This window comes from Marinobacter sp. (assembly GCF_039977835.1).
Lineage (GTDB): Bacteria > Pseudomonadota > Gammaproteobacteria > Pseudomonadales > Oleiphilaceae > Marinobacter.
Genome location: NZ_JBDWCL010000037.1, coordinates 12,579 through 34,024, shown reverse-complemented (window position 1 = coordinate 34,024; position 21,446 = coordinate 12,579). Strand labels below are relative to the sequence as shown.

Sequence of the window (21,446 nt, the reverse complement as noted above, 5' to 3'; positions counted from 1 at the left end):
CATGAACGGCTATTCCATTGAGGATTCACATCGAATCCAGCAGCGTGCTGCCCAATACCGGCAGCGTTACCCCCAGTTTGCCAACTGGGCAAAAGGGCGCGGGGTGATCGAACATACCGATTTGACCCAGGTGCGCGTGTTCGACCTGTGCCAGGAACTCGTTTGTGCCGGGCGTTATGACTCGCTCGACGATGCCCTGATTATTTTCGAGGCTGCAGACACCCTCACCAACGCGGCCATGTGGCTGGTAGCCCACATGACTTATGCCAGCAGAGTGGACCTGTCCGGACAGCCGCTGGCGGCGGATGACTTCAAGGAAAATCCTCAGGGACATACCGGTGGTTCGCTGAACATGGTGCCTGCCTATCTTGGCTACACGGCCGCCAACGCGTTGGCGGGGCTGACCCGTAGCTGGCTGATGGGGCAGGGGCACTGTGTGGCGGCTATCGAAAGCGTCAACATACTGCTCGGCAATCTGCATCCAGAACAGCAGGCTCGGTACACGCTCGACGAGGTGGGGCTGTCCCGGCTGGTGAGTGACTTTTACAGCTACGCCGTCACTCCGGATGGCACACCGGGGGTTCCCCTGGGCAGTCACGTCAACCCCCACACTGCCGGCGGGCTGATCGAGGGCGGATATCTGGGCTTCGCTGAACTGCAATACACCCACATGCCGCTGCCGGGGGAGCGTCTGGTCGCGTTTCTCAGTGATGGGGCATTTGAGGAGCAGCGGGGCAGCGACTGGGCAAGCCGCTGGTGGCGAGCCGAGGACTGTGGCCTGGTGACCCCGGTGATGATTGCTAACGGGCGCCGCATTGATCAACGGTCAACCATTTTTCTGCAAGGGGGGGCGGACTGGTTCCGGCAGCACCTGGAGCTCAATGGCTTTTACCCCATACTCATTGATGGCCGCGATCCTGCGGCCTTTATCTGGGGCATCTTCGAGGCCGAATCGAGGCTTCAGGCGTGCAGCGAACAGGTCAGCGCCGGCCACATGAGGTACCCTGTAAAGCTCCCCTATCTGATTGCCGAGACGGTCAAAGGCTATGGTTTCTATGGTGCTGGTTCAAACGCGGCGCATGGTACCCCGCTTCCGGCAATACCGAGATTTGATGAGGTCTCGCGCAGGCACTTTAACGAATCCATTGCCCGTTTGTTTGTGCCCGAGATCGAGATTCACGGCGCCCGCGACGTGCTGGCAACTCACCGGGCAGACGATCGGCCTGCGGAAAAGGATCATCCGCTGAGTTGTCGTGACGTCAAGCTGCAAACTGTGCCCGAACCGGTCTGGTTGCAAACGGCGGTATCAGAGTCGCCCATGGTGGCGATTGATCGGCAGTTTGTTGCCCTTGTAAAGGCCAACCCGGCGCTTCGTATTCGCCTGGGGAACCCGGATGAATTGCGTAGTAATCAGATGAACCAGTCGCTTGACCTTCTGAAGCATCGCACCCTGACGCCCGAGCCCGGCCTTGCGGAATCCCTTCACGGCTCGGTAATCACAGCCCTGAATGAGGAGGCCGTTGTCAGCGCCGCTCTGGGTAATAAGGGAGGTATGAATCTGGTGGTGTCCTACGAAGCGTTTGCCATGAAAATGATTGGCGCTCTTCGGCAGGAAATTATTTTTGCGCGACACCAGAAAAGTCTCGGTCGGCCCGCCCGATGGTTATCCGTGCCGGTCATTGCGACGTCGCACCTCTGGGAAAACGGCAAGAACGAGCAGTCTCATCAGGACCCGGCCTTCGGCGAAGTCCTGATGGGAGAAATGAGTGACACTGCCCGCGTTGTCTATCCTCCCGACTGCAATAGTGCTGTGGCGTGCCTTAACGAGTGTTTTCGAACCCAGGGGCAGTTCTGGGCCATGACGGTTCCCAAGGCAAAACTGCCTGCCGTTTTTGACGGCCGTCAGGCTGTGCAATTGCTCCGGGATGGTGCCATCGCTCTTGGTGAAGCCGGTGATGTGCAGTTGATCGCTGTCGGCGCCTATCAACTCCGGGTTTGCCTTGAGGTTGCCGAAGCGCTGGCTCAGAGAGGGCTTTCGAGTGGTGTGGTCTGCCTTCTCGAGCCCGGTCGATTCCGGAGTCCCCGGGATCCAATCGAGTCAGGACATCAGTCTGGTACTTCTTACAGGGCCGAGCTGTTTCCCCACGATACAAAACTCAGAGTGTTCGTCTGCCATATGCGCCCAGAGGCATTGCTGGGAATCTGCCGTCCTCTCGATCTCGGACCTGACCGGACGCTGGCGTTTGGCTATGAAAACCATGGTGGCACCCTGGATACATCGGGGCTGCTGCAGGCCAACAAATGTGATGCCCATTCGATAGTGCAGGCGATCCTGTCAAAAAGTGGCTCCTCAGGCGCTGATAAGGCGACATTGTAGCGATAGAGCGCGAGGATCGATTTACAACAGTCTTTACGGGGAAAAGTAAAGCGTTGGTGATCACCGTGCTGATTCTCATACTAAAACAATCCGGGCGGCAACCGATTCAGCTAGCCGCCCGACATATAGGTCAATCATGCTATGAATGAATCGTTCAATCACGCTGGGGCCTGGGGCCTGGGGCATCACACTGATCGTTATCGTTCTGGTGTCCTGATTCTTTTACCGTTACAGGCAGGGGGGACACGAGGCGCCAAAATGGTTGATGGAGCGGAAAGGATCAAGATCCACGGCGACTGGATTCCGGTCAAGGCCCGGCTGGAGGTGTTGAGTGGGCTTTCCGGGCACGGGGATTTCGCAGAGATTGAACAGTGGCTTGCTCAGAGTGACCTGGCCCCCGAAACGCCGATCAACCTGATCCACGGTGATCCGGAGGCGCTGGAGGCGCTGAGGGATCACTTGCGTCAGAACACCCGGTTTGAGGTGGATGTGGCAGGCTACCAATCCATTTTGCGTCTTTGACGATGCCCTGACGGCCATCTTCGAGGGCGACCTGAATGAGCCGCTTAAGATCCGGCAACGACCTTGGTCGCGGCGGCTGCCGAGTGCTAGAATGGGCGATCTCATTGGCTGGAGTGAGAGGCAGTGGCCCTGATCCCGGCTCCAACCTGAACAGTAATGTCATAAGGAGTGTTTGGTGAAATCCCAATCCTGGCTCTGGTCTCTGATAGCGGTGTTGGTGCTCGCCGGCGGTTCTTATGGGGTTTTTGTTCTGTTTGGGGAAGAGCCCTTGCCGCAGGGAATCGTCTATGGCAATGGCCATATCGAGGGGCGGGAAGTGCGGATCGCGGCCGAAGTGGCCGGTCGGGTCATCGAGCACCATCTCGCGGAAGGCAGCAAGGTTTCGGCTGGCGACACGGTAGCCGTGATCGACCCCGCCGATGCCAGAGACCGCCTGCGCTCGGCACAGGCCGAGCTGGCCTCGGCGCGGGAAGTCCGTGACGGCTTCGACAGCCAAATCACCACCTGGCGTCATCATCTCAAGAATGCCGAGAAACAACGGCAGCGGATCCGGGACTTGCGGTCCCGCAATCTGGCCAGCTCGAGTGATCTGGATCAGGCGGAAAATGCCGTCAGTGAGGCCCGGGGCCGACTTGAGTCTCTCCAGCGGCAGAAGGATGCCGCCGAAGAGCAGGTGGCTGCAAGGGCGGCGCAGGTGGCACTGGCTGAATCGCAACTGGACAAAGCGGAGGTTGCCGCGCCGCTCTCCGGAACCATCCTGATCCGGGCGGTGGAGACGGGAGAGGTTGTCGATACCGGCCAGCCGCTGGCCACGATGGTGAATCTGCAGCAGCTCGAACTCAAGGTCTATGTCCCCGGTGATATCCTCAACCGGATCAGCTTGGGGGATCCCGCCAGAATCCGCGTGGACGGTTTGCCCGGGGACTTTTCCGCCAAAGTCGGCAGGATTGACGATTTCGCCCAGTTCACCCCCCGCGATGTCCACATGCCCGACGAGAGAGTTCGGATGGTCTATGGCGTTACCCTGGTGCTGGATAATCCGGCCGATGCTCTGAAACCGGGTATGCCGGCAGATGCCTGGATTCGCTGGGATCCGGACGCCGAGTGGCCAGCGACCCTCTCGGTTCCGGCGCGCTGAGCCGTCATGTCTTCCCCGGAACCCATCGTCGCCAAAGGCCTTGGCCGCCAATTCGGAGACAATGTTGTCATCGAGCCACTGGATGTTTCCGTTGATCGCGGCCAACGAGTGGGCATTGTCGGTGCTGATGGCGCTGGCAAGACGACGCTGTTACAGATGTTGGCTGGCATCCTGGACCCCACTGTGGGGGAATGCCGGGTCCTGGGCTTCGATACCCGTCGTGAGGCCAAGCAGGTTGCTGCCCAGATTGGCTATATGTCCCAGGGATTTACGCTTTACGATCGACTCAGCGTCAAGGAAAACCTGAGCTTTGCCGCTCGCATCCGGGATGTGCCCGACGAACTCTATCGGGAGCGTTCAGAAAGGTTGCTATCCATGTCGGGGCTTGGCCGCTTTACTGACAGGCCCGCCGCCAAACTGTCCGGTGGCATGCGGAAAAAGTTGTCGCTATGTACCAATCTGGTCCATGAACCGGAGCTGCTGATCCTTGACGAACCGGGGCTCGGCGTCGACCCCCTGTCCCGGCGCCATCTCTGGACCATGCTCGACCGCTTCCGGTCGCAGGGCCTGACCATGGTTGTGGCTACCTCCTACATGGACGAGGCGGAGCGCTGCGACAGGATACTGCTGCTGGAACAGGGCCGCGTTCTTGCGGATGGGTCGCTGGAAGAGCTGCTGAGGCCCGCCGCCGGAAGGGTGTTCACTGTAAATGCTGGAGATACCGGACGAGGCTTGCGGGAGTTGTCCGGCATCCTGGCTCAAATTGACAGCGTCCATTCAGTGCAGTGGTTGCCGGATCACCTGCGACTGGTGATGAACGCGGACATCGCTGAAAACCAGCTCGCCGAGTTATTGCCCGAGGGAACCCACCTGGCGGCGGCCGAGCCCCGGCTCGAGGATCTGTTTGTGCTGCGGACGGACAGGAGGGCCGGCGAGCAGCAGTTTCCGGAATTGGCCCGGCAAGACAGGGGAAAAGAGGAAGGGCTGGTGGCCACCGGCCTGAGCGTCCGCTTCGGACATTTCAAGGCCGTTGACCGGGTGAGTTTCGAGGCGCCATCTGGCGAACTGCTTGCGTTGCTGGGGCCCAACGGGGCGGGCAAGACAACCCTGATCAGGGCCTTGTGCGGGCTGGTGGCCATCGATGAGGGCAACGCCCGGGTGGCCGGGGTGAGCTCCGGCGGGGGTAGCACCGCATTGCGCCGGCAAATTGGTTATATGTCACAACGGTTTTCACTCTATCTGGAACTGACCCCCTGGGAGAATCTCCGCTTCTTTGCCAATGCCTACGGCCTGGCCGGAGGCGCGGCGCGGGCTGCGATCGACTGGGCCAGGGAAGTAACGGGGCTGACAGATATTCCCGACAAGCTCACCGGTGATCTTTCAAGTGCCTTGCGCCAGCGTCTGGCGCTGGCCTGCAGCCTGCTTCACCGGCCCCGGGTCTTGTTCCTTGATGAGCCCACCTCGGGTGTCGATCCCGTCGCCCGGTACCGTTTCTGGCGGGTTATCCGTGAGCTGGCCGCCAGCGGTATGACCGTGCTGGTCACTACCCACTACCTGGAGGAAGCGGCCTATTGTGATCGTTTGGCGTTAATGCTGGACGGGCGGCTGCTTGCACACGGTAGCCGATCATCGCTGAATCATTCGCTCGGCCTCGAAGCCGACGCCACGGTGGAGATGCTCTTCACGGCGGCCATAGAACAGGCGGGAACGGCCAATTCCCGGGCGTTGGGACCATGAAGGCTCATCGGCTTGGAGCCCTCATCGTCAAGGAAAGTCGCGAGCTGATTCGCGACCCGGTTACCATTGCGTTGGCCGTGATCATGCCGCTGATCATGCTTTTTCTGTTCGGCTATGCGGTCAATCTGGATGTGGAACAGGTTGCCGTGGGCATTTACGATCTGGACAACACGCCGGCAAGCCGCGACCTGTCAGCCCGTTTCGACAGCTCGCGGTATTTTCAATTAGAGCAGAAAACGACCGATCTCCGCGATCTGGAGTCGGCACTGCAAAGCTCGACCATCAGCATGGGCGTGGTGATTCCAGCCGGCTTGGCCCGGCAACTGCTCAGAGGCGACGAGGCGCCTGTCCAGGTGATCGTGGACGGCGGCTATCCTGTTCTGGGTCGATTGGCATCGGCCTATGCCGAGGCGGTAATCGCAAATTTCCCCGCCCCGCGTCAGAGCGCCGTCCGGGTCCAGGCCAGGGTCTGGTTCAATCCCTCCCTGCGCAGCGTCAATTTCGTCATCCCCGGGTTATTTGCCGTGATCCTGATGGCGTTCCCACCCCTGCTGACCGCCCTAGCGATCGTGCGTGAGAAAGAGACCGGTACGATTGAGCAGATCTATGCATCGCCGGTCACCTCAACCGAGTTTGTTGTCGGCAAGCTGGTGCCCTACGGTCTGGTGGCTTTCCTGGAGATTCTTATGGTCATGGTGGTGGGGTTTGCCTGGTTTCAGGTCCCCATTGCCGGCAGCCCGATACTGCTGCTGACGTCCGCTTTCGTTTATGTGCTGACCACGGTGGGTATCGGCCTGTTGGTCTCATCCCTGGTCCGTACCCAGTTGGCGGCCATGTTGATAACGCTGATTGTCACCTTGATGCCGTCGTTTTTGTTTTCCGGTTTTCTGTTCCCTCTGTTCACCATGCCTCTTGCCCTGCAACTGTATAGCTGGCTTTTCCCTGCCGGTTATTTTATGGAAATCTCCCGGGGCATCGTACTGAAATCAGCCGGCCTTGAAGCCGTTCTGCCAAATCTGATGATGTTGATCGTCTATACGGTCCTGGTATTTGTCTTCGCGGCCTGGCGAATGAAGCAGAAGGTGGCCTGATGGGAATTGCCTTATTTGGTTTGTTGCGCAAGGAGCTCGTGCAGTTCTTTCGTGACCGGTTGATACTGACCCTGATACTTTGGCTTTACACCATTGAAGTCGTCATTTGTGCCGTTGCGCTCAGTTTTGATGTAAGCCACCTGCCCCTGGCGGTGGTGGACGAGGATCGCAGCGCCTTGAGTCGCTCGTTGATCCAGAAATTTGCGGTGAGCGAAACCTTCGACCTGAAATTTCAGGAAACCCGTGTGGCAACCGCCACTGACCTCCTGGAGAAAGGCGATGCCACCATGGTGTTGGTCGTTCCCGCCGGGTTCGAAGGTGCTCTTCTCGCTGGCAAGAGTGCTCAGCTCCAGTTGCTCCAGGACGGCACCAATTCCAACATTGCCGCCAATGCCGTCAATGATGCTCTGCAGATCGTCCAGCGCCAGGAGCGCGAAGCGCTCCCTGCTGCCGGGAAGAAGGGGGTCGCGGTACCCCTGATCCGTATCTGGTATAACCCCGATCTGACAACATCGGGTTTTATCGTGTTATCGATGATTGCTCTGGCCGGTATGATGGTGGGCGTTATTCACCCGGCCGCCTCTATTGTCCGGGAAAAGGAGCGAGGCACTATCGAGCAGCTGCTGGTGACGCCCATTTCCACCCTGGAACTGTTCCTGGCCAAGGTCACACCCACGCTGATCATGGGCGTACTGTCCATCTTTCCGAGTTTGGTGATTGTCAGAGTCTTTGATGTGCCCCTTCAGGGCAGTCTGCTTTTATTTCTGGTGCTGACCGCCATCTTTTTGCTCAGTGCGATTGCGCTGGGCGTACTGATTGCCGCCTACAGCCGGACCCTTCAGCAGGCGTTGCTGCTCTCCTTTTTCGGACTTTTCCCGCTGATGTTCCTGTCGGGCAGTTTGACGCCGGTAGAAGCCATGCCGCCTTTCCTGCAAAGCCTCTCCCTGCTGAGTCCACTGCGTTATTACATGGATATCATCGTCGGTATTTTCCTCAAAGGCGCCGGCCTGGCGGTTCTCTGGGATGAGGCTCTCGCCTTGCTGGTAATCGGTGTCACGCTGTTTATTTTCTCCCTTTGGGTCTTTCGACGCCGGGTACAATGAGATCGGTTGGGTGAGTGCCTGACGTTTGTCGCTACACGGCCAAGAGGATACGGCGCATAGGCATCAGGATTACCGTGATTATTCATTTTCATCAGTAACCTGAATCAATGGGATGGACTCCTCCTCACCTCACCGGCATCTACGTGCCAAAATGGTGAGTGATTTGGCGAGAGTCAGTGGGGCGATTTCATCCATGAACTCAACCATCATCCCTGTGTTGATTTTGCCGAGCGCAAACCGAACAACCAGCTGCATGTCGTCTACGATGGAACCCATTGGTCTCTTGACGAGTTAATGGAACTGATCAAAACCCACGGAGGCGGGTTGCAGGCCGGGTGGTGGACCCAGCGGAAACTGGCGTGGTGTCGGTTTACAGACGACAATGTTCGGGCCAACGCAAAAAAAGTAAAGCGTTGGTGATCACCGTGCTGATTCTCACACTAAAACAATCCGGGCGGCAACCGATTCAGCTAGTGTCCCGTCTGGGTAATCCGTTTATTTATTATCAATAACACTCAGCTTTGCTCGCGTCACTGAAGTCATAATCGATTCTGCACTCTTGTGCCAGCGGAACGGCTTTGCCAGTTTCTCATTATGAGTTTGGATAAAGCGACGAATCGCCTTCTTAAGTTCGCCGACACTGGTAAAAATGCCACGGTACAAAGCGCGGCGTTCCAGTTGACCAAACCAGCCCTCCACGGCATTCAGCCAAGAGGCGCTGGTTGGTGTGAAGTGAAGCTTGAACCGGGGATGCTTTTCCAGCCAGGCCTTCACTTCTGGTGTTTTGTGAGTCGAGCTGTTGTCCAGAATCAGATGAAGGTCCTGCTCTTTCGGTGTTTCTCGATCAATTTGTCGCAGAAAATCGAGAAACTCTTTGGCGCGGTGGCGTTGTGTAATGCGCCCAATCACTTCGCCGTTCAGGATATTCAGGGCCGCGTATAAGCTGGTCGTCCCGTGCCTGGATCTGCGTTTTTTCGTCAACCGACAGCACCAGCGCGTTATCCGGCGGATTCAGGTACAGGCCAACGACATCGAAAACCTTCTCAGCAAAGCCTGCATCGCTCCAGGCACGCTGGTTCGGTCTGAACTATATCAATGTCGTCTGGCAGGAAAAAATGGTCAGCGGCATGGCCATGGCCCTGTTCGGCAGTTTCGTTGTTGTGCTCCTGTTGATGGCCCTATTGTTCCGCTCTCTGCTCTGGGGCCTGCTGTGCATGATCCCCCTGACCGTGACCATCGGGGCCATCTACGGTCTGATCGGCATTGTCGGCAAGAATTACGATATGCCGGTCGCCGTGCTGAGCGCCCTGAGTCTGGGGCTCGCCGTGGACTACGCCATCCACTTCCTGGCCCGTACCCGCGCCACTCAGGCCGAGACCGGCTCCTGGCGTCGCTCGGTGGCACCGATGTTCGGTGAGCCTGCACGAGCAATAACCCGCAACGCCATCGTGCTTGGCGTTGGTTTCCTGCCGCTGCTGGCGGCGCCGCTCGTGCCCTACCAGACGGTGGGGGTGTTTATCGCGGCCATTCTGTTGACCGCCGGCCTGAGCACACTGCTGATCCTGCCGGCGCTGATAACCCTGCTGCAACGGTGGCTGTTTCCCGGTGCCCGCAGGGCGGTCCCGAATTCGCAAAAGCAAGAGGAAGGCGTGCAATGAGTAGATACTGGCTTGTTACCCTGTTCCAAAAGCTGGCCCTGATTGCAATGGCGTTGGGCATCACGCCCATTGCCCTGGCCCAGGATGCCGGCGCTGCGCCCGAGGTGGAGCGCATTGTCAACCGTGCCAATATGGTCTCCTACTTTCAGGGGCGTGATGGCCGCGCCAGGGTCGCTATGACCATCACGGATAGCCAGGGGCGTACCCGTAGTCGCGAACTCACCATTTTGCGGAGAGACGGTCCGGAGACAGATGCCGTTGAGGGGGGCGCCTATCTCGGCGAGCAGAAGTACTATGTCTATTTCCGACGACCGGCGGATGTGAGCCAGATGACGTTGCTGGTTTGGAAACACCAGGACCGGGACGACGACCGCTGGCTGTACCTGCCGGCGCTGGATCTGGTTAAGCGAATTGCCGCTTCCGACAAACGCACCAGCTTCGTCGGCTCGGATTTCTTCTACGAGGACATCTCCGGGCGCAGTATTGATGCCGACAGCCATGAGCTGATTGAAACCACGGATAACTACTACGTAGTGCGCAACAAACCCAAGAGGCCCGGGGAGGTTGAGTTCGCCTACTACGATGTCTATATCCACAAGCAGTCGTTCCTGCCGGTTCGCACCGAGTATATCGACGACAGTGACAAACTCTACCGGCGTTACACCGCGCTGGCGGTGGAGAACATTCAGGGTTACCCCACGGTCGTCAAGGCGAGGATGGAGAATCTGCGTAACGGTGGCACTACGGAGCTGACCTACAGCGGCATTGACTATGACCTGAGCCTGCCGGAAGACGTGTTTTCGGAGCGGTATCTGCGCCGGGCACCGAGGGAGTACTTGCAGTGACCACCGGTGCACTGAGGGCAGGAGGGCGTGGATGAACACCAGAAGCCTGCTCTGGGGCATGTTGCTGGCGGGTATCGTTCTCGGTGCAGCGCCCGGGGCGCTATGGGCGGCCGCGCCCGAGCTGCCGGAGGGGCTGGGTGCGCCAGCCAGTGATATCGCAGAACCGGCCCTGCCAGCGGGCCTCGGGGGTGAGACCGGAGCAGAACAGACCACCGACCGATCGGCTGCGGCGGCGCTGCCATTTCGTCTGCGCGGCTTCTGGGAGGCCCGCGGCGGAACCCGGCTGGGCGATGATCCTCACCAGCGCGATCTCTCCATCGCCGAAACCCGGTTGCAGCTCGAGGCGGAGAAGTATTTCAAGGGAGTAACGCTGCGCCTTACCGGCGATTTTCTCTATGACGACCTGGACGATGATCGGTCGGTGGACCTGGAATCGGGTGAGGGCGCGTTCGACCTGCGCGAGGCCAGCCTGGTGTTTTCGCCGAGCGCGGATACCGATGTCAAGCTGGGGCGCCAGATACTAACCTGGGGAACCGGCGACCTGGTGTTCATCAACGATCTGTTTCCCCAAGGACTGGGTCTCGTTTTTTATCGGCCGCGATGTGGAGTACCTCAAGGCGCCCTCGGACGCGCTGAAGGTTTCGGCTTTTTCCAGCTGGGCCAATCTTGACCTTGTCTACACCCCCCGGTTTGACGCGGATCGCTTCATCGACGGTCGCCGTCTCTCTTTCTTCAACACAGGGCAAGGGCGGCTGACCGGGCGCAATGCGGTTGTACTGGCGGGCCGCCCGGCGGACGCGTTCGAAGACGACGAGTGGGCCGCCCGGCTGTACCGTAACCTTGGCGCCTACGAGGTCGCGCTCTACGGCTACGACGGCTTCTGGAAGAGCCCGGCCGGGGCTGATCCGGCCAGCGGTCGGGCCAGGTTTCCTCCGCTGTCGGTGCTCGGCGCCAGCCTGCGCGGGCCGGTGGGGCCCGGCATCGGCAACGTCGAGCTGGGCTATTACGATTCCCGCGCCGACCGCGATGGCGACGATCCCACGGTGCGCAACAGCGAGCTGCGCCTGCTGCTCGGCTATGAGCAGGAAATTGCCCGTAACCTGACCCTGGGCCTGCAATACTACCTTGAGCGCATGGGCGAGTTTGAGGCCTACCGGCGGGCCTTGCCCCCGGGTGCCCCGGTGCGGGACGAGAATCGCCACGTCCTCACCCAGCGGCTTACCTGGCTGACACACAGCCAGAATCTGGCGTGGTCGTTGTTCCTGTTCTACTCGCCCTCGGACCGGGACGCGTACCTGCGCCCCCGGGTGGGCTATCAGGTTGATGACCATCTCTCTGTTGAAGCCGGCGGAAACCTGTTTTTCGGCGCCCAGGAGGAAACCTTCTTCGGTCAGTTTGAGGACAACAATAACCTGTATCTGGGGGTACGCTATGGGTTCTGAAAAGGTTAGGTGTTGATATTGAAGGGCTGGCTACTATAGGCCTCACTCGGTTTACCCAAAGAAAAGGAAATGTATATGTCTTACACAATGAATCGCGTAATTCAGAATGTGGATTTCGAGACAGTGGATGAGCGAACCCGCAAGGCCCTGGCCGATCAGGGTTTCGGGGTTCTGACAGAAATTGATGTTAAGGCCACCATGAAAAAGAAACTGGACAAGGACATGCTCGCCTACCGAATTCTCGGTGCCTGCAATCCAGCCATGGCTTGGGAAGCCATTGGCGTGGAACCCCGGGTAGGCGCTATGTTGCCGTGCAATGTCATACTGCGCGAGACCCCGGAGGGCGTTGAAGTCAGTGCGGTTGATCCCGTGTTATCCATGACAGCGATCGAAAATGAGCAACTCAAGCATATTGCGGGTGAGGTGAGAGATAGGCTGTCTGAGATTATCAAGGCGGTCTAACTCGACTCGCACCAAAGCACTCGCTGTGTCTTTAATCATTGCCGCACCGGGTGTCTGGGACCTTGGTTCGGCATACCAAGCAAGTTGAGCCCCGATCTAAGCCGGCCCACGTCAAAGCCACTTGCGTAGCAACAGGCCAAGCGTGTCATACACGCCTTTCATGAAGCCGCGGTGTTTCCAGGCGATGCCAGTGATTTCACTGGCATCCAGCAAATCAGTTACGAACTCGTTTCTTAACTGGCCATTCAAGGCTTCGTTTGTGGAAATCAGCGTCAGTTCATAGTTAATAAACAAACTTCTGTAGTCGAAGTTCGCTGTCCCTATGCTTCCCCAGACATCGTCAACGAGCAGCACTTTGGAATGCATTAGCCGGGGCGTGTACTCGAATATGCGAACGCCGTGTTCCAACAGTTCTCCGTAAATGGCGCGGGCCGCCCATTGTGCGGGGGTCGAGTCGGTCTTTTCGGTGGTCAGGATCCGCACATCGACTCCACGGCGGGCCGCGAGAGCAAGTTGTTTGCGTAATCCCCGGTCCGGTACGAAATAGGGCGTCGCCAGCCAGATTTTGTCGGATGCTCCAGCCAGTTGGTCTTTGATGGAGCACCGCAGCTGGATGCGGCAGGCGCGTGTGGTATTGGGAGTGATCCGGCTGTCACCGATGGTATGACTCTGTGGGCTCCAGTCAGGGTGACCGCACCAGAAGGCGTCAAACAGAGCGTCAGCCTCCGCCGCCAGAGGCCCCTCGAAGCACACATGCACGTCGCGCCAACGCTTTGGGCCGTAATAGCGCCTCGAGCCTTCGCGATGAATGTTGAAGCCGCCGAGGTACGCTGTTTTGCCGTCAATGACCAGCAGCTTGCGATGGTCGCGACGGTTGTAACGCATCGGTTGCCGCCAACTCCAGCGGTGAAAGCGCTGAAGACGGATGCCGGCGGCTCTGAGCTGGCGTCGGTGCTTTCGGGTAAGAACGCTGCTTGAGCCCAGCGCATCAACGTGAATGCGCACGTCGAGGCCGTGGCGGGACTGCTTCATCAGTTCATCAAGCAGTTCAGTCCCCACCTCGTCCGCCGCGAGGATATACGAAGCAAGAAAGATACGCTGGGTGGCAGCACGGACCGAGCGAATCATCTCCGCATAGAGTTCGTCTCCCTCACCGAACAGCCTGAACACACCCTTCACGGCCCCGCCCTCGGGTTCACAGGCGACGTCGCCGGGGTTGCCGTCCATATCTATAACCCCAAAGAGCCGATACCCAGGCTGTCGTTGGTGTCTCTGATCGACGTTTCCGCATCGGGTTCGGCCCCGGTCAGTGCGCGTATGGCATCGATGGTTTCCGGAACAACAATCGCCTGGTTGTCGACCATATAGGCATAAAACAGCTCATTGCCCTGCACTTTGAGCATGTCTTCCCAAAGGGCGACTTCATACAGGCTGTCGTGAGGTCGGCCAAGGTCGGCCATCAACTCCTTGACGCTGTTGATCGCGCTTAGCCCGTCGCTGTTCCGGAGGAAAACAATGCGGGAGGAGGTGCGGAACGCATCGAGCACTTCGTCCTTGCTCGCCTCACGTGTCAGTTGAACGGACCAGTAGTGCAGGTGGGCCAGTGTCTCCGGAACCTTGACCGCCATGGTTACCACATCCAGGTCCGGGTCGACACTTTGGGCATCCGGGCCCTGGTGACTGGGAATCTCCGGCTCTGGCACGAGGGTATTCATGATCCCGCCCTGATGGCTCTCCCAGGGATCGGTGGCCCGGCGCAGAAGGGTTCCCCGTGCCCGGTCCAGCAAGCCGTGGCGTTTGAGTGCTGACAGGGTACGAATGATCGACGTTGTGTTGCACGATACGACACGGCTGCAGTCGCGGCCGACAGCGCTCGCGTAGTTGGCCTCGGCAACGAATGAATGGCCCGTGCTTTCATGTTTCTCGCCGCCATGAACGATGTACTTGATGCCAAGCCGCCGGTAGGTTTCGATATTCTTGCTGGCCAGACGTTTCGGTGTGCAGTCCACGACGATATCCGCAGCTTCAAGTAAGTCATCCAGTGTGCCGGAAACATCAAGCCCGGCTGCGCCCATGGCAACGGCGTGCTCTTCAGTCGCGCCGTACAGGGCATACCCTCTACTCAGCGCTGCTCTCACTCGCCAGTCCTGCGCGACATCAGCTACGCCAGCCACAGCCATGTCTTTTTGTACCGCAACGGCTTGCGCTACCCGTTTGCCGATAACGCCATAACCGTTGACCGCGACGCGAATAATTCTCTGACCGACCATCTTTTGTATCTCCAGCTTCTGAAAAGGGGCGAGCGAACTTTTATGTTGCTTAGTTGACCAGATTATAGGCAAAGACTGAATTTCAGCTGAAAGTCCGGTTTGACGCGTAGCTCAGGGCAATGGCTTTACCGAAAAGTTGATGGTGATCAAAAAAATGCAAAGCACAGAAATGCTTTTCAGGTTCAGTTCATCCGGGCGTAGTGGAATGGAGTGCAGTAGAGGGCAACTACATTGCTTATGACCAGGTCGAACCTTGAGAGGCTCGAATGGTATGAAACCATCGAAAGGATGATCGGAAGATGTCTGCCAAAGAAAATAGTTCTGCTATCAAAGATAGTGCTGGGAAGGAGTCGGAGGGCCAGTATACCTGCCCGATGCATCCGGAGGTCATATCTGATGAGCCTGGGAATTGCCCGAAATGCGGGATGCACCTTGTGCCTCTGGAAAACAATAAAGTGAGTTCTCATTCAGATCACTCTCACCATTGTTCTGGAGATCATGAAAAACCGTCAGGCGACGATCGAACATATGACCGTGTACCACCCGGGTATTCGGGGGTGGTTTACACTTGTCCCATGCACCCTCAAGTCCGACAGACAAAGCCCGGGGCATGTCCTCTGTGCGGTATGGGACTGGAGCAGGAATCGGCCACCGCGGAAGATGAGGGGCCCAACCCGGAGTTGGTGGACTTTTCTCATCGGCTCTGGGTTGCCCTGGCATTTTCAGTGCCCTTGCTGATTTTGACCATGACTCCCTATATCGGTGTCATGGCGGTTCGCGACTTCTTCGGTGAGCGTTTGTCACTCTGGATTGAACTGGTGCTTGCTACTCCTGTAATCCTATGGTCCGGCTGGCCCTTCTTTGCTCGCGGTTACATCTCGTTTCGGACAATGAACCTGAATATGTTCAGCCTGATCGGCATGGGAGTTGGGGCGGCCTATATCTTCAGCATCGTAGCGGTCCTTGTGCCAGGGATCTTCCCGGAAGGCTTCCGGGATTCTGAAGGAAACGTCGGCGTTTATTTTGAGGCGGCAGCCGTTATCGTCACGCTGGTTCTGCTGGGCCAGGTGATGGAGCTGAGGGCCCGTGAGGGCACAGGTAAAGCCATACGTGCGTTGCTGGACATGGCCGCGAAATCGGCGCGCCTGATCCGGCCCGATGGAACCGAGGAAGAAGTCGCTCTGGAGGATGTGAAGGTCGGTGATCACCTGCGTGTTCGGCCCGGTGATAAGGTGCCCGTTGACGGCGTGGTTGTTGAAGGTCGCTCTTCCATTGATGAGTCGATGATTTCCGGGGAGCCAGTTCCGGTAGAGAAGGTGGAAGGAGACAAGGTCACCGGGGCCACCATCAACGGTACCGGAAGCCTGGTTATGGAGGCGACCCGGGTTGGTGCGGATACTACGCTCAGTCAGATTGTCGAAATGGTTGCCAACGCCCAGCGTAGCCGCGCGCCTATCCAGAAGTTTGCCGATATGGTGGCCGGCAAGTTCGTACCGGCGGTTATTGCCATAGCCGCCCTGTCCTTTGTGGCGTGGGCCATCTGGGGACCGGCGCCAGCTTTGTCGTATGCGCTCGTGTCTGCGGTAGCGGTGCTTATCATCGCTTGCCCTTGCGCATTGGGGTTGGCTACGCCCATGTCAATCATGACGGCGACAGGGCGAGGCGCCCAGTTGGGTGTGCTGATCAAGAACGCCGAAGCCCTGGAGCGTTTTGCCAAGGTGGATACCTTGATTGTGGATAAAACCGGTACCTTGACGGAAGGCAAGCCCAGGCTCGTGGCTGTGCTGCCGGAATCGGGTCATGACGAGACCGAGGTCCTCAGGCTTGCTGCCACACTGGAGAAGGGGTCAGAGCATCCACTTGCCGAAGCCATCGTTTCCGGCGCCGAGGCGCGTAACGTAATGCTTGGAAAGGCCGATGACTTTGAAGCCGTTACAGGCAAGGGGGTTAAGGGTGTTGTGGATGGCAACCCGGTGGCATTGGGCAATGCCAAGCTGCTGGAGGAACTGGGCTTGGACGGCGGCCATCTGATGGAGGTAGCCAATGGCCGGCGCGACGAGGGCGAAACGGTCATGTTTGTGGTGCTTGAGGGCGCTGTTGCGGGCCTGGTCAGTGTTGCTGACCCAGTCAAGGAAACGACACCCGCTGCGCTGAAGGCGCTACACGCCGCTGGTTTCCGCATAATCATGGCAACTGGCGACAATGAGCGCACGGCAAAGGCGGTGGCGGGTAAACTCGGTATCGATGAGATTCGTGCCGATGTGCTGCCAGAGGACAAGGCCAGCATCATTCGCGAACTTCAGAGCCAGGGGCGCAAGGTAGCGATGGCGGGGGACGGCGTAAATGACGCACCCGCCCTGGCCCAGGCCGATGTTGGCATTGCGATGGGAACCGGCGCGGATGTCGCCATTGAGAGTGCGGGCTTTACCCTGGTTAAGGGTAACCTCGACGGCATTGTCCGCGCCAGGCGGCTGTCCCAGGCGACGATGCGGAATATCAAGCAGAATCTGTTTTTTGCCCTGGTCTATAACGGCGCGGGTGTGCCAATAGCTGCGGGCGTACTCTACCCATTTTTTGGCATTCTGATAGGACCGATCTTTGCCGCTTTTGCAATGAGTGCGTCCTCGTTGTCAGTGGTGATGAACTCCCTGCGTTTGCGTCGAGAGAAAGTCTAGGCGCGAAACGACCATATCGATGACCTCAGCACAGGTAGCCCCATCCTGTGGCTACCTGTGCTGAGGTCGGAGTAAAAATCAGTTTGGCCAGGGAAAACTAATGAAAATTGTGTTCTTTGAGGCAGAGAAGTGGGAGTGCGATATTCTGCAGCAGGCCTGCTGCAATCATGAGGTTGTTTTCACGGACGAGGAACTCGGAACAGCCAACGTTGGGCTATACAGGGACGCCGATATCATCTCCCCTTTCGTTCATTCGGTCCTGGACCACTCGGTCCTTGACTGTTTTGAGCATCTGAAGTTCATTGCTACCCGGTCGACGGGATACGACCATATCGATTTGGAGTATTGCACCAGAAATGCGATTCCAGTCAGCAATGTGCCCGTCTACGGTGACCAGACTGTTGCGGAGCATGTTTTTGCGCTGCTCCTTGCCATTAGCCACAAGATTCCAGAGGCGATCAATCGCACTCGCAAGGGGGATTTTTCTCAGAAAGGCCTGCAGGGGTTCGACCTGCAAGGCAAAACCCTGGGAGTGATCGGTACCGGGTCTATCGGAAAGCGTGTTGTAGAAATAGCGCAGGGGTTTCGCCTGAACGTTCTTGCCTGCGATCCCAGGCCGGATGACGTATTCGCCGACCGGTATGGCGTGTCTTACGTCGATTTGGATCGTCTTCTTGAGCAGTCCGATGTGGTGACGCTGCACGTACCTGGCAGCAAATCGGCCAAGCATCTTCTGTCGGACAGGGAGTTCTCCCGGATGAAGCGCGGGGTTGTCCTGATTAATACCGCTCGCGGCTCCATTGTTGACACTCAGGCGTTGCTGTACGCGCTGGCGGATGGGAAAGTGTCGGCTGCCGGTCTTGATGTGCTGCCGGATGAGCCCTCCATCAGGGAGGAGGCGGAATTGATCCGCTCCTTTTTTGACAAGAAACATGATCTGGAAACGCTGTTCGCCAACCATGTTCTTCAGCACATGAGAAACGTCATCGTCACCCCCCACAGTGCGTTCAATACGAAAGAGGCTGTCGAAAGAATCCTCACGACCACCGGCGAAAACATTGTTGGCTTCATTGAGGGTGCACCCCGCAATCTTGTGAACAAACACTGAGCCAGGATGATTTTTTATGCCGATGCTCTATACCTATTTGATCTGGGGTGTGTTGTTGGTGCTGCTGTCGGGATTGGTTCTTGTTGTTACCTGCAATAAGAAGATGCTGAGGATGAGCCTTGGTACCGCTCCCCTGGGGTCGTGAATTCAGATAATAACTGCAGCATTTTTCGTAATTTATACGAGCATCGCTATTGGCAGACCAGGACATAATAAAAGGCTAATCATCATGTGGAACGAAAAAGGCAATAGCCATCTCCAACAACCCATCTTGCCGTCACTATTCAGCATTGGCGCCATTGGTTTGACCCTCGCTGGCGCGCTGATCTGGCAGTCTGAGTTTGCGTATGCGCTTGATTATGTTTCCTCGTACGTGGATGGTCTGCTGCGCTGGTGGTATGTGGCACTGGTTGCGTTTCTGACGGCATTTGTTATTTGGCTGGGGCGTTACAAGAACGTGCGCCTTGGTAAAGACTACGAACAACCGGAATACCGGCTTTTTCCCTGGTTGGCGATGCTGTTTGCGGCCGGCACGGGTGTGGGGCTGCTGTTCTGGAGCATCGCCGAGCCAATCATGCACTTTCAGGGTAACCCTTTTACTTCGGAGGGCTTTACTCCCTCCGCTGCGTCTACTGCAATTCAATTGTCGTTTTTCCACTGGGGTCTGAACGGATGGGCTATTTTTGCGTTGGTCGCGATTGCATTCGGATACTTCAGCTATCGCCATGATCTCCCGCTCGCGCCACGATCAGCGCTGTACCCGTTTATTGGTGAAAGAATCTTTGGCTTTTGGGGGCACGTCGTTGACGCGCTCGCTGTTTTTGCGACTGTATTTGGTCTGGCGACGACGCTGGGGCTGGGAGCCCGTCAGACTGGCACGGGGCTCAAGTGGCTTTTCTCCGTGGAGGCGTCTCTTTGGGTGGAGCTGTCGGTGGTCGCCGTGGTTACTGTAATCGCGACGATTTCGGTGGTTTCTGGGGTCAGGCGGGGCGTGAAAATATTGAGTGAGGTAAATCTTTGGCTAACGCTGATTTTACTCGCCGCCTTTATGATTATTGGCCCCTTTGATTACATGGCAGGGTTGTTGGTGCAGGAAATTGGCGGTTACCTGGATAGTCTATTGATCATGACATTCTATGTTGGCGCCAATGAACCGGGAAATTGGCAATCGACCTGGACGGTGTTTTTCTGGGGCTGGTGGCTGGCCTGGTCACCTTTTGTCGGGTTGTTTATCGCCCGGATATCCCGCGGCCGAACCCTGAGAGAGTTTGTTTTCGGGGTTCTTCTCTTACCAACGCTGGTGACTTTTGTATGGATCTCGGTGATGGGGGGCGCTGCACTCCACAGCGAGCTATTCGGGGGTGGCGGAATTGTTGAGGCGGTCAATAAAGACATCGCCTATGCACTTTTCGCGACCATTGAGCACCTGCAGACGACTGACTCAATTAAATTTTTGATGGGTCTGGTGGCAACGCTCCTTATCAGCATCTACTTTATAACGTCTGCTGACTCCGGCGCATTGGTGGTCAATATCATTTTATCAGGAGGGCAGCTTGAGCCTCCCAAGGCGTCGAGAGCAGGCTGGGCCATTGGCAACGGAGTATTGACCGCGGTATTGCTAGTGGCGGGAGGTATTGCCGTCCTCCAGGATGCGGTCATCCTCGCGGCCCTGCCATTCTCGCTGGTTATCGTTGCTATGACAGCTGGCCTGTTGAAGGCGCTGCATCATGAGCCGCTGGCGGCACCCCGGGAGGGTTGTAAGCAACACCGGGCCGCTGAGCCATGGACCGGATCGGATAAGGCATGACTGCACCCCTGCAAAGCTCACAACCAGGTTCAGCGACATGACCCCTGGCCCCGTGAGCGCAGGGCTGATGAGGTCTTCCAGATCGTAAGCCATGTTGGAAAGCGATAGCACCTTGGTTTACTCGTCTTCATCGGGGGGAGGGTGAGAGTATGCCGAATCGGACACTGCCCCCTCTGTCAAGGTTGTTGAAGCCATCTGGCTACAGTAGCATTCTCATGCCATCCCCCCAGGGGGGATAGGTCAAAAGCTGGTTTTGACCCTGGACGGGATCGTTTATGGCTCAATGGCTTTGCTGGCTGATGGCCTGCACATGGGTTCGCACGCGGTGGCTCTGGGTATTGCCGCCTTCGCCTATGCGTATGCCAGGAAAAACGCGGGCAGCGCCAGGTTCTCTTTCGGGACGGGGAAGGTCAATGCGCTGGGCGGCTTTACCGGCGCGATTCTGCTGGCTGTCTTTGCGCTCTACATGGTCATCGAGAGCGTCGGGCGTTTTATTCAGCCCGTCCCCATTTCTTTCGATGGGGCTATTTTTGTGGCCATCATTGGCCTGGTGGTCAACGGGGTGTCAGCCTGGATACTGGGGGATGCAGGCCATGATCATGGTCACAGTCACGGCCATGATCACGGTCACCACCATCATCACCATGACCACAACCGCCGTGCGGCCTACCTTCATGTACTTGCGGATGCGCTGACGTCAGTCCTTGCTATTGTTGCCCTTCTGGCGGGTAAATATGCCGGGTGGAACTGGATGGACCCGATGATGGGGATTATCGGTGCGATTCTGGTAACCCGTTGGTCCTGGCATCTGCTGAAAGAGACCTCAAAGGTCCTCCTCGACGAGCAGCATCAGGACATGGAGGAAACCGTCAGACAGGCCGTCGAAGACGACGATGCCAAAGTCAGTGATCTGCATGTGTGGGCGATAGGCCCAAACATTCATGCGGCTATTGTCTCAGTCGTCTCGCATCAGCCCGAGTCGCCTACAGTCTATAAAAAGCGCATTCAGGCACACTGCCAGTCCCTGGTCAATCATGCCAATCACGCTTTCAAGATGGCCGTTTGCCCGCTTCAGACGTTTGATAATGTTCGGGTGAGATTGATGCGTGTGATCATTTACCATTTTTAATTCCTATCCCCCACGGGGGGATGGTATCCTCCGTTCTCGTTGAAATCCAACCACAGACTCGACGCAGCAGATTGATGATTTC

Annotated in this window: 16 protein-coding genes and 4 pseudogenes; 16 read left to right on the top strand and 4 right to left on the bottom strand. The window is 57.6% G+C overall.

What is annotated here, in order from left to right; all coding sequences use genetic code 11:
• Position 1 precedes the first annotated feature (1 nt).
• From ABJM11_RS10645 to ABJM11_RS22505, 7 genes and pseudogenes are all read left to right on the top strand, one after another.
• Entirely contained in the window at positions 2–2,377 is a 2,376-nt protein-coding gene (locus tag ABJM11_RS10645) for a xylulose 5-phosphate 3-epimerase (protein WP_348292723.1), read from the top strand.
• A 141-nt stretch (positions 2,378–2,518) separates the two neighbouring features.
• The gene (locus tag ABJM11_RS10640; RefSeq protein ID WP_348300273.1) at positions 2,519–2,899 is read left to right on the top strand and encodes an MBL fold metallo-hydrolase RNA specificity domain-containing protein; all 381 of its coding nucleotides are present in this window, start codon (positions 2,519–2,521) and stop codon (positions 2,897–2,899) included.
• Between the two features lie 175 nt (positions 2,900–3,074).
• A complete protein-coding gene (locus ABJM11_RS10635) occupies positions 3,075–4,037 on the top strand; it encodes an HlyD family secretion protein (protein ID WP_008172531.1) in 963 nt (320 codons plus the stop codon).
• A gap of 6 nt (positions 4,038–4,043) precedes the next feature.
• Positions 4,044–5,774, top strand: a complete 1,731-nt coding sequence (locus tag ABJM11_RS10630) for an ATP-binding cassette domain-containing protein (protein ID WP_273165947.1) — start codon at positions 4,044–4,046, stop codon at positions 5,772–5,774.
• Entirely contained in the window at positions 5,771–6,865 is a 1,095-nt protein-coding gene (locus ABJM11_RS10625; protein WP_008172528.1) for an ABC transporter permease, read from the top strand. The genes ABJM11_RS10630 and ABJM11_RS10625 overlap by 4 nt, the downstream gene beginning before the upstream one ends.
• Positions 6,865–7,968: an ABC transporter permease gene (locus tag ABJM11_RS10620; protein ID WP_008172526.1), complete on the top strand. Its 1,104-nt coding sequence runs from the start codon at positions 6,865–6,867 to the stop codon at positions 7,966–7,968. Before ABJM11_RS10625 ends, ABJM11_RS10620 begins: the two co-directional genes overlap by 1 nt.
• 165 nt (positions 7,969–8,133) lie before the next feature.
• Positions 8,134–8,388: pseudogene (locus ABJM11_RS22505) on the top strand (hypothetical protein); the annotation flags it as partial.
• A 75-nt stretch (positions 8,389–8,463) separates the two neighbouring features.
• Here ABJM11_RS22505 and ABJM11_RS10610 read toward each other — a convergent pair.
• Positions 8,464–9,031: pseudogene (locus ABJM11_RS10610) on the bottom strand (IS630 family transposase); the annotation flags it as partial.
• On the opposite strand from ABJM11_RS10610, the gene ABJM11_RS10605 reads away from it, so the two are divergent.
• The 5 genes from ABJM11_RS10605 (at position 8,931) to ABJM11_RS10585 (ending at position 12,375) form a co-directional block, all read left to right on the top strand.
• Positions 8,931–9,626, top strand: a complete 696-nt coding sequence (locus tag ABJM11_RS10605; protein ID WP_348292755.1) for an MMPL family transporter — start codon at positions 8,931–8,933, stop codon at positions 9,624–9,626. The pseudogene ABJM11_RS10610 and the gene ABJM11_RS10605 overlap by 101 nt on opposite strands.
• On the top strand, positions 9,623–10,471 hold the full coding sequence (locus ABJM11_RS10600) for an outer membrane lipoprotein-sorting protein (RefSeq protein WP_348292719.1): 849 nt from the start codon (positions 9,623–9,625) through the stop codon (positions 10,469–10,471). Before ABJM11_RS10605 ends, ABJM11_RS10600 begins: the two co-directional genes overlap by 4 nt.
• Positions 10,472–10,502: 31 nt before the next feature.
• The gene (locus ABJM11_RS10595; RefSeq protein ID WP_348292717.1) at positions 10,503–11,141 is read left to right on the top strand and encodes a hypothetical protein; all 639 of its coding nucleotides are present in this window, start codon (positions 10,503–10,505) and stop codon (positions 11,139–11,141) included.
• Complete coding sequence (locus ABJM11_RS10590; RefSeq protein ID WP_348292716.1) at positions 11,074–11,913, top strand: hypothetical protein; 840 nt, start codon at positions 11,074–11,076, stop codon at positions 11,911–11,913. The genes ABJM11_RS10595 and ABJM11_RS10590 overlap by 68 nt, the downstream gene beginning before the upstream one ends.
• Before the next feature lie 75 nt (positions 11,914–11,988).
• The gene (locus ABJM11_RS10585; RefSeq protein ID WP_091854522.1) at positions 11,989–12,375 is read left to right on the top strand and encodes a DUF302 domain-containing protein; all 387 of its coding nucleotides are present in this window, start codon (positions 11,989–11,991) and stop codon (positions 12,373–12,375) included.
• A gap of 111 nt (positions 12,376–12,486) precedes the next feature.
• On the opposite strand, the gene ABJM11_RS10580 is transcribed toward ABJM11_RS10585, so the two are convergent.
• Both ABJM11_RS10580 and ABJM11_RS10575 read right to left on the bottom strand, forming a co-directional pair.
• Complete coding sequence (locus tag ABJM11_RS10580) at positions 12,487–13,602, bottom strand: phosphatidylserine/phosphatidylglycerophosphate/cardiolipin synthase family protein (protein ID WP_091854524.1); 1,116 nt, start codon at positions 13,600–13,602, stop codon at positions 12,487–12,489.
• Positions 13,603–13,604: 2 nt separating this feature from the next.
• On the bottom strand, positions 13,605–14,645 hold the full coding sequence (locus tag ABJM11_RS10575) for a type II glyceraldehyde-3-phosphate dehydrogenase (protein ID WP_348292714.1): 1,041 nt from the start codon (positions 14,643–14,645) through the stop codon (positions 13,605–13,607).
• A gap of 374 nt (positions 14,646–15,019) precedes the next feature.
• Between ABJM11_RS10575 and ABJM11_RS10570 the strand changes: the two genes are divergently transcribed.
• The 4 genes and pseudogenes from ABJM11_RS10570 to dmeF form a co-directional block, all read left to right on the top strand.
• Positions 15,020–17,320: a copper-translocating P-type ATPase gene (locus tag ABJM11_RS10570; RefSeq protein WP_273085731.1), complete on the top strand. Its 2,301-nt coding sequence runs from the start codon at positions 15,020–15,022 to the stop codon at positions 17,318–17,320.
• A gap of 100 nt (positions 17,321–17,420) precedes the next feature.
• Positions 17,421–18,428 (top strand): hydroxyacid dehydrogenase, encoded by a 1,008-nt coding sequence (locus tag ABJM11_RS10565; RefSeq protein WP_273095829.1) that lies wholly within the window; start codon positions 17,421–17,423, stop codon positions 18,426–18,428.
• A 229-nt stretch (positions 18,429–18,657) separates the two neighbouring features.
• Positions 18,658–20,235, top strand: a complete 1,578-nt coding sequence (locus tag ABJM11_RS10560) for a BCCT family transporter (protein WP_348292713.1) — start codon at positions 18,658–18,660, stop codon at positions 20,233–20,235.
• Between the two features lie 253 nt (positions 20,236–20,488).
• Positions 20,489–21,238 (top strand): annotated as a pseudogene (gene dmeF, locus ABJM11_RS10555) (CDF family Co(II)/Ni(II) efflux transporter DmeF); the annotation flags it as partial.
• 18 nt (positions 21,239–21,256) lie between these two features.
• On the opposite strand, the pseudogene ABJM11_RS10550 reads toward dmeF, so the two are convergent.
• Positions 21,257–21,358 (bottom strand): annotated as a pseudogene (locus tag ABJM11_RS10550) (metal-sensing transcriptional repressor); the annotation flags it as partial.
• Positions 21,359–21,446 lie beyond the last annotated feature (88 nt).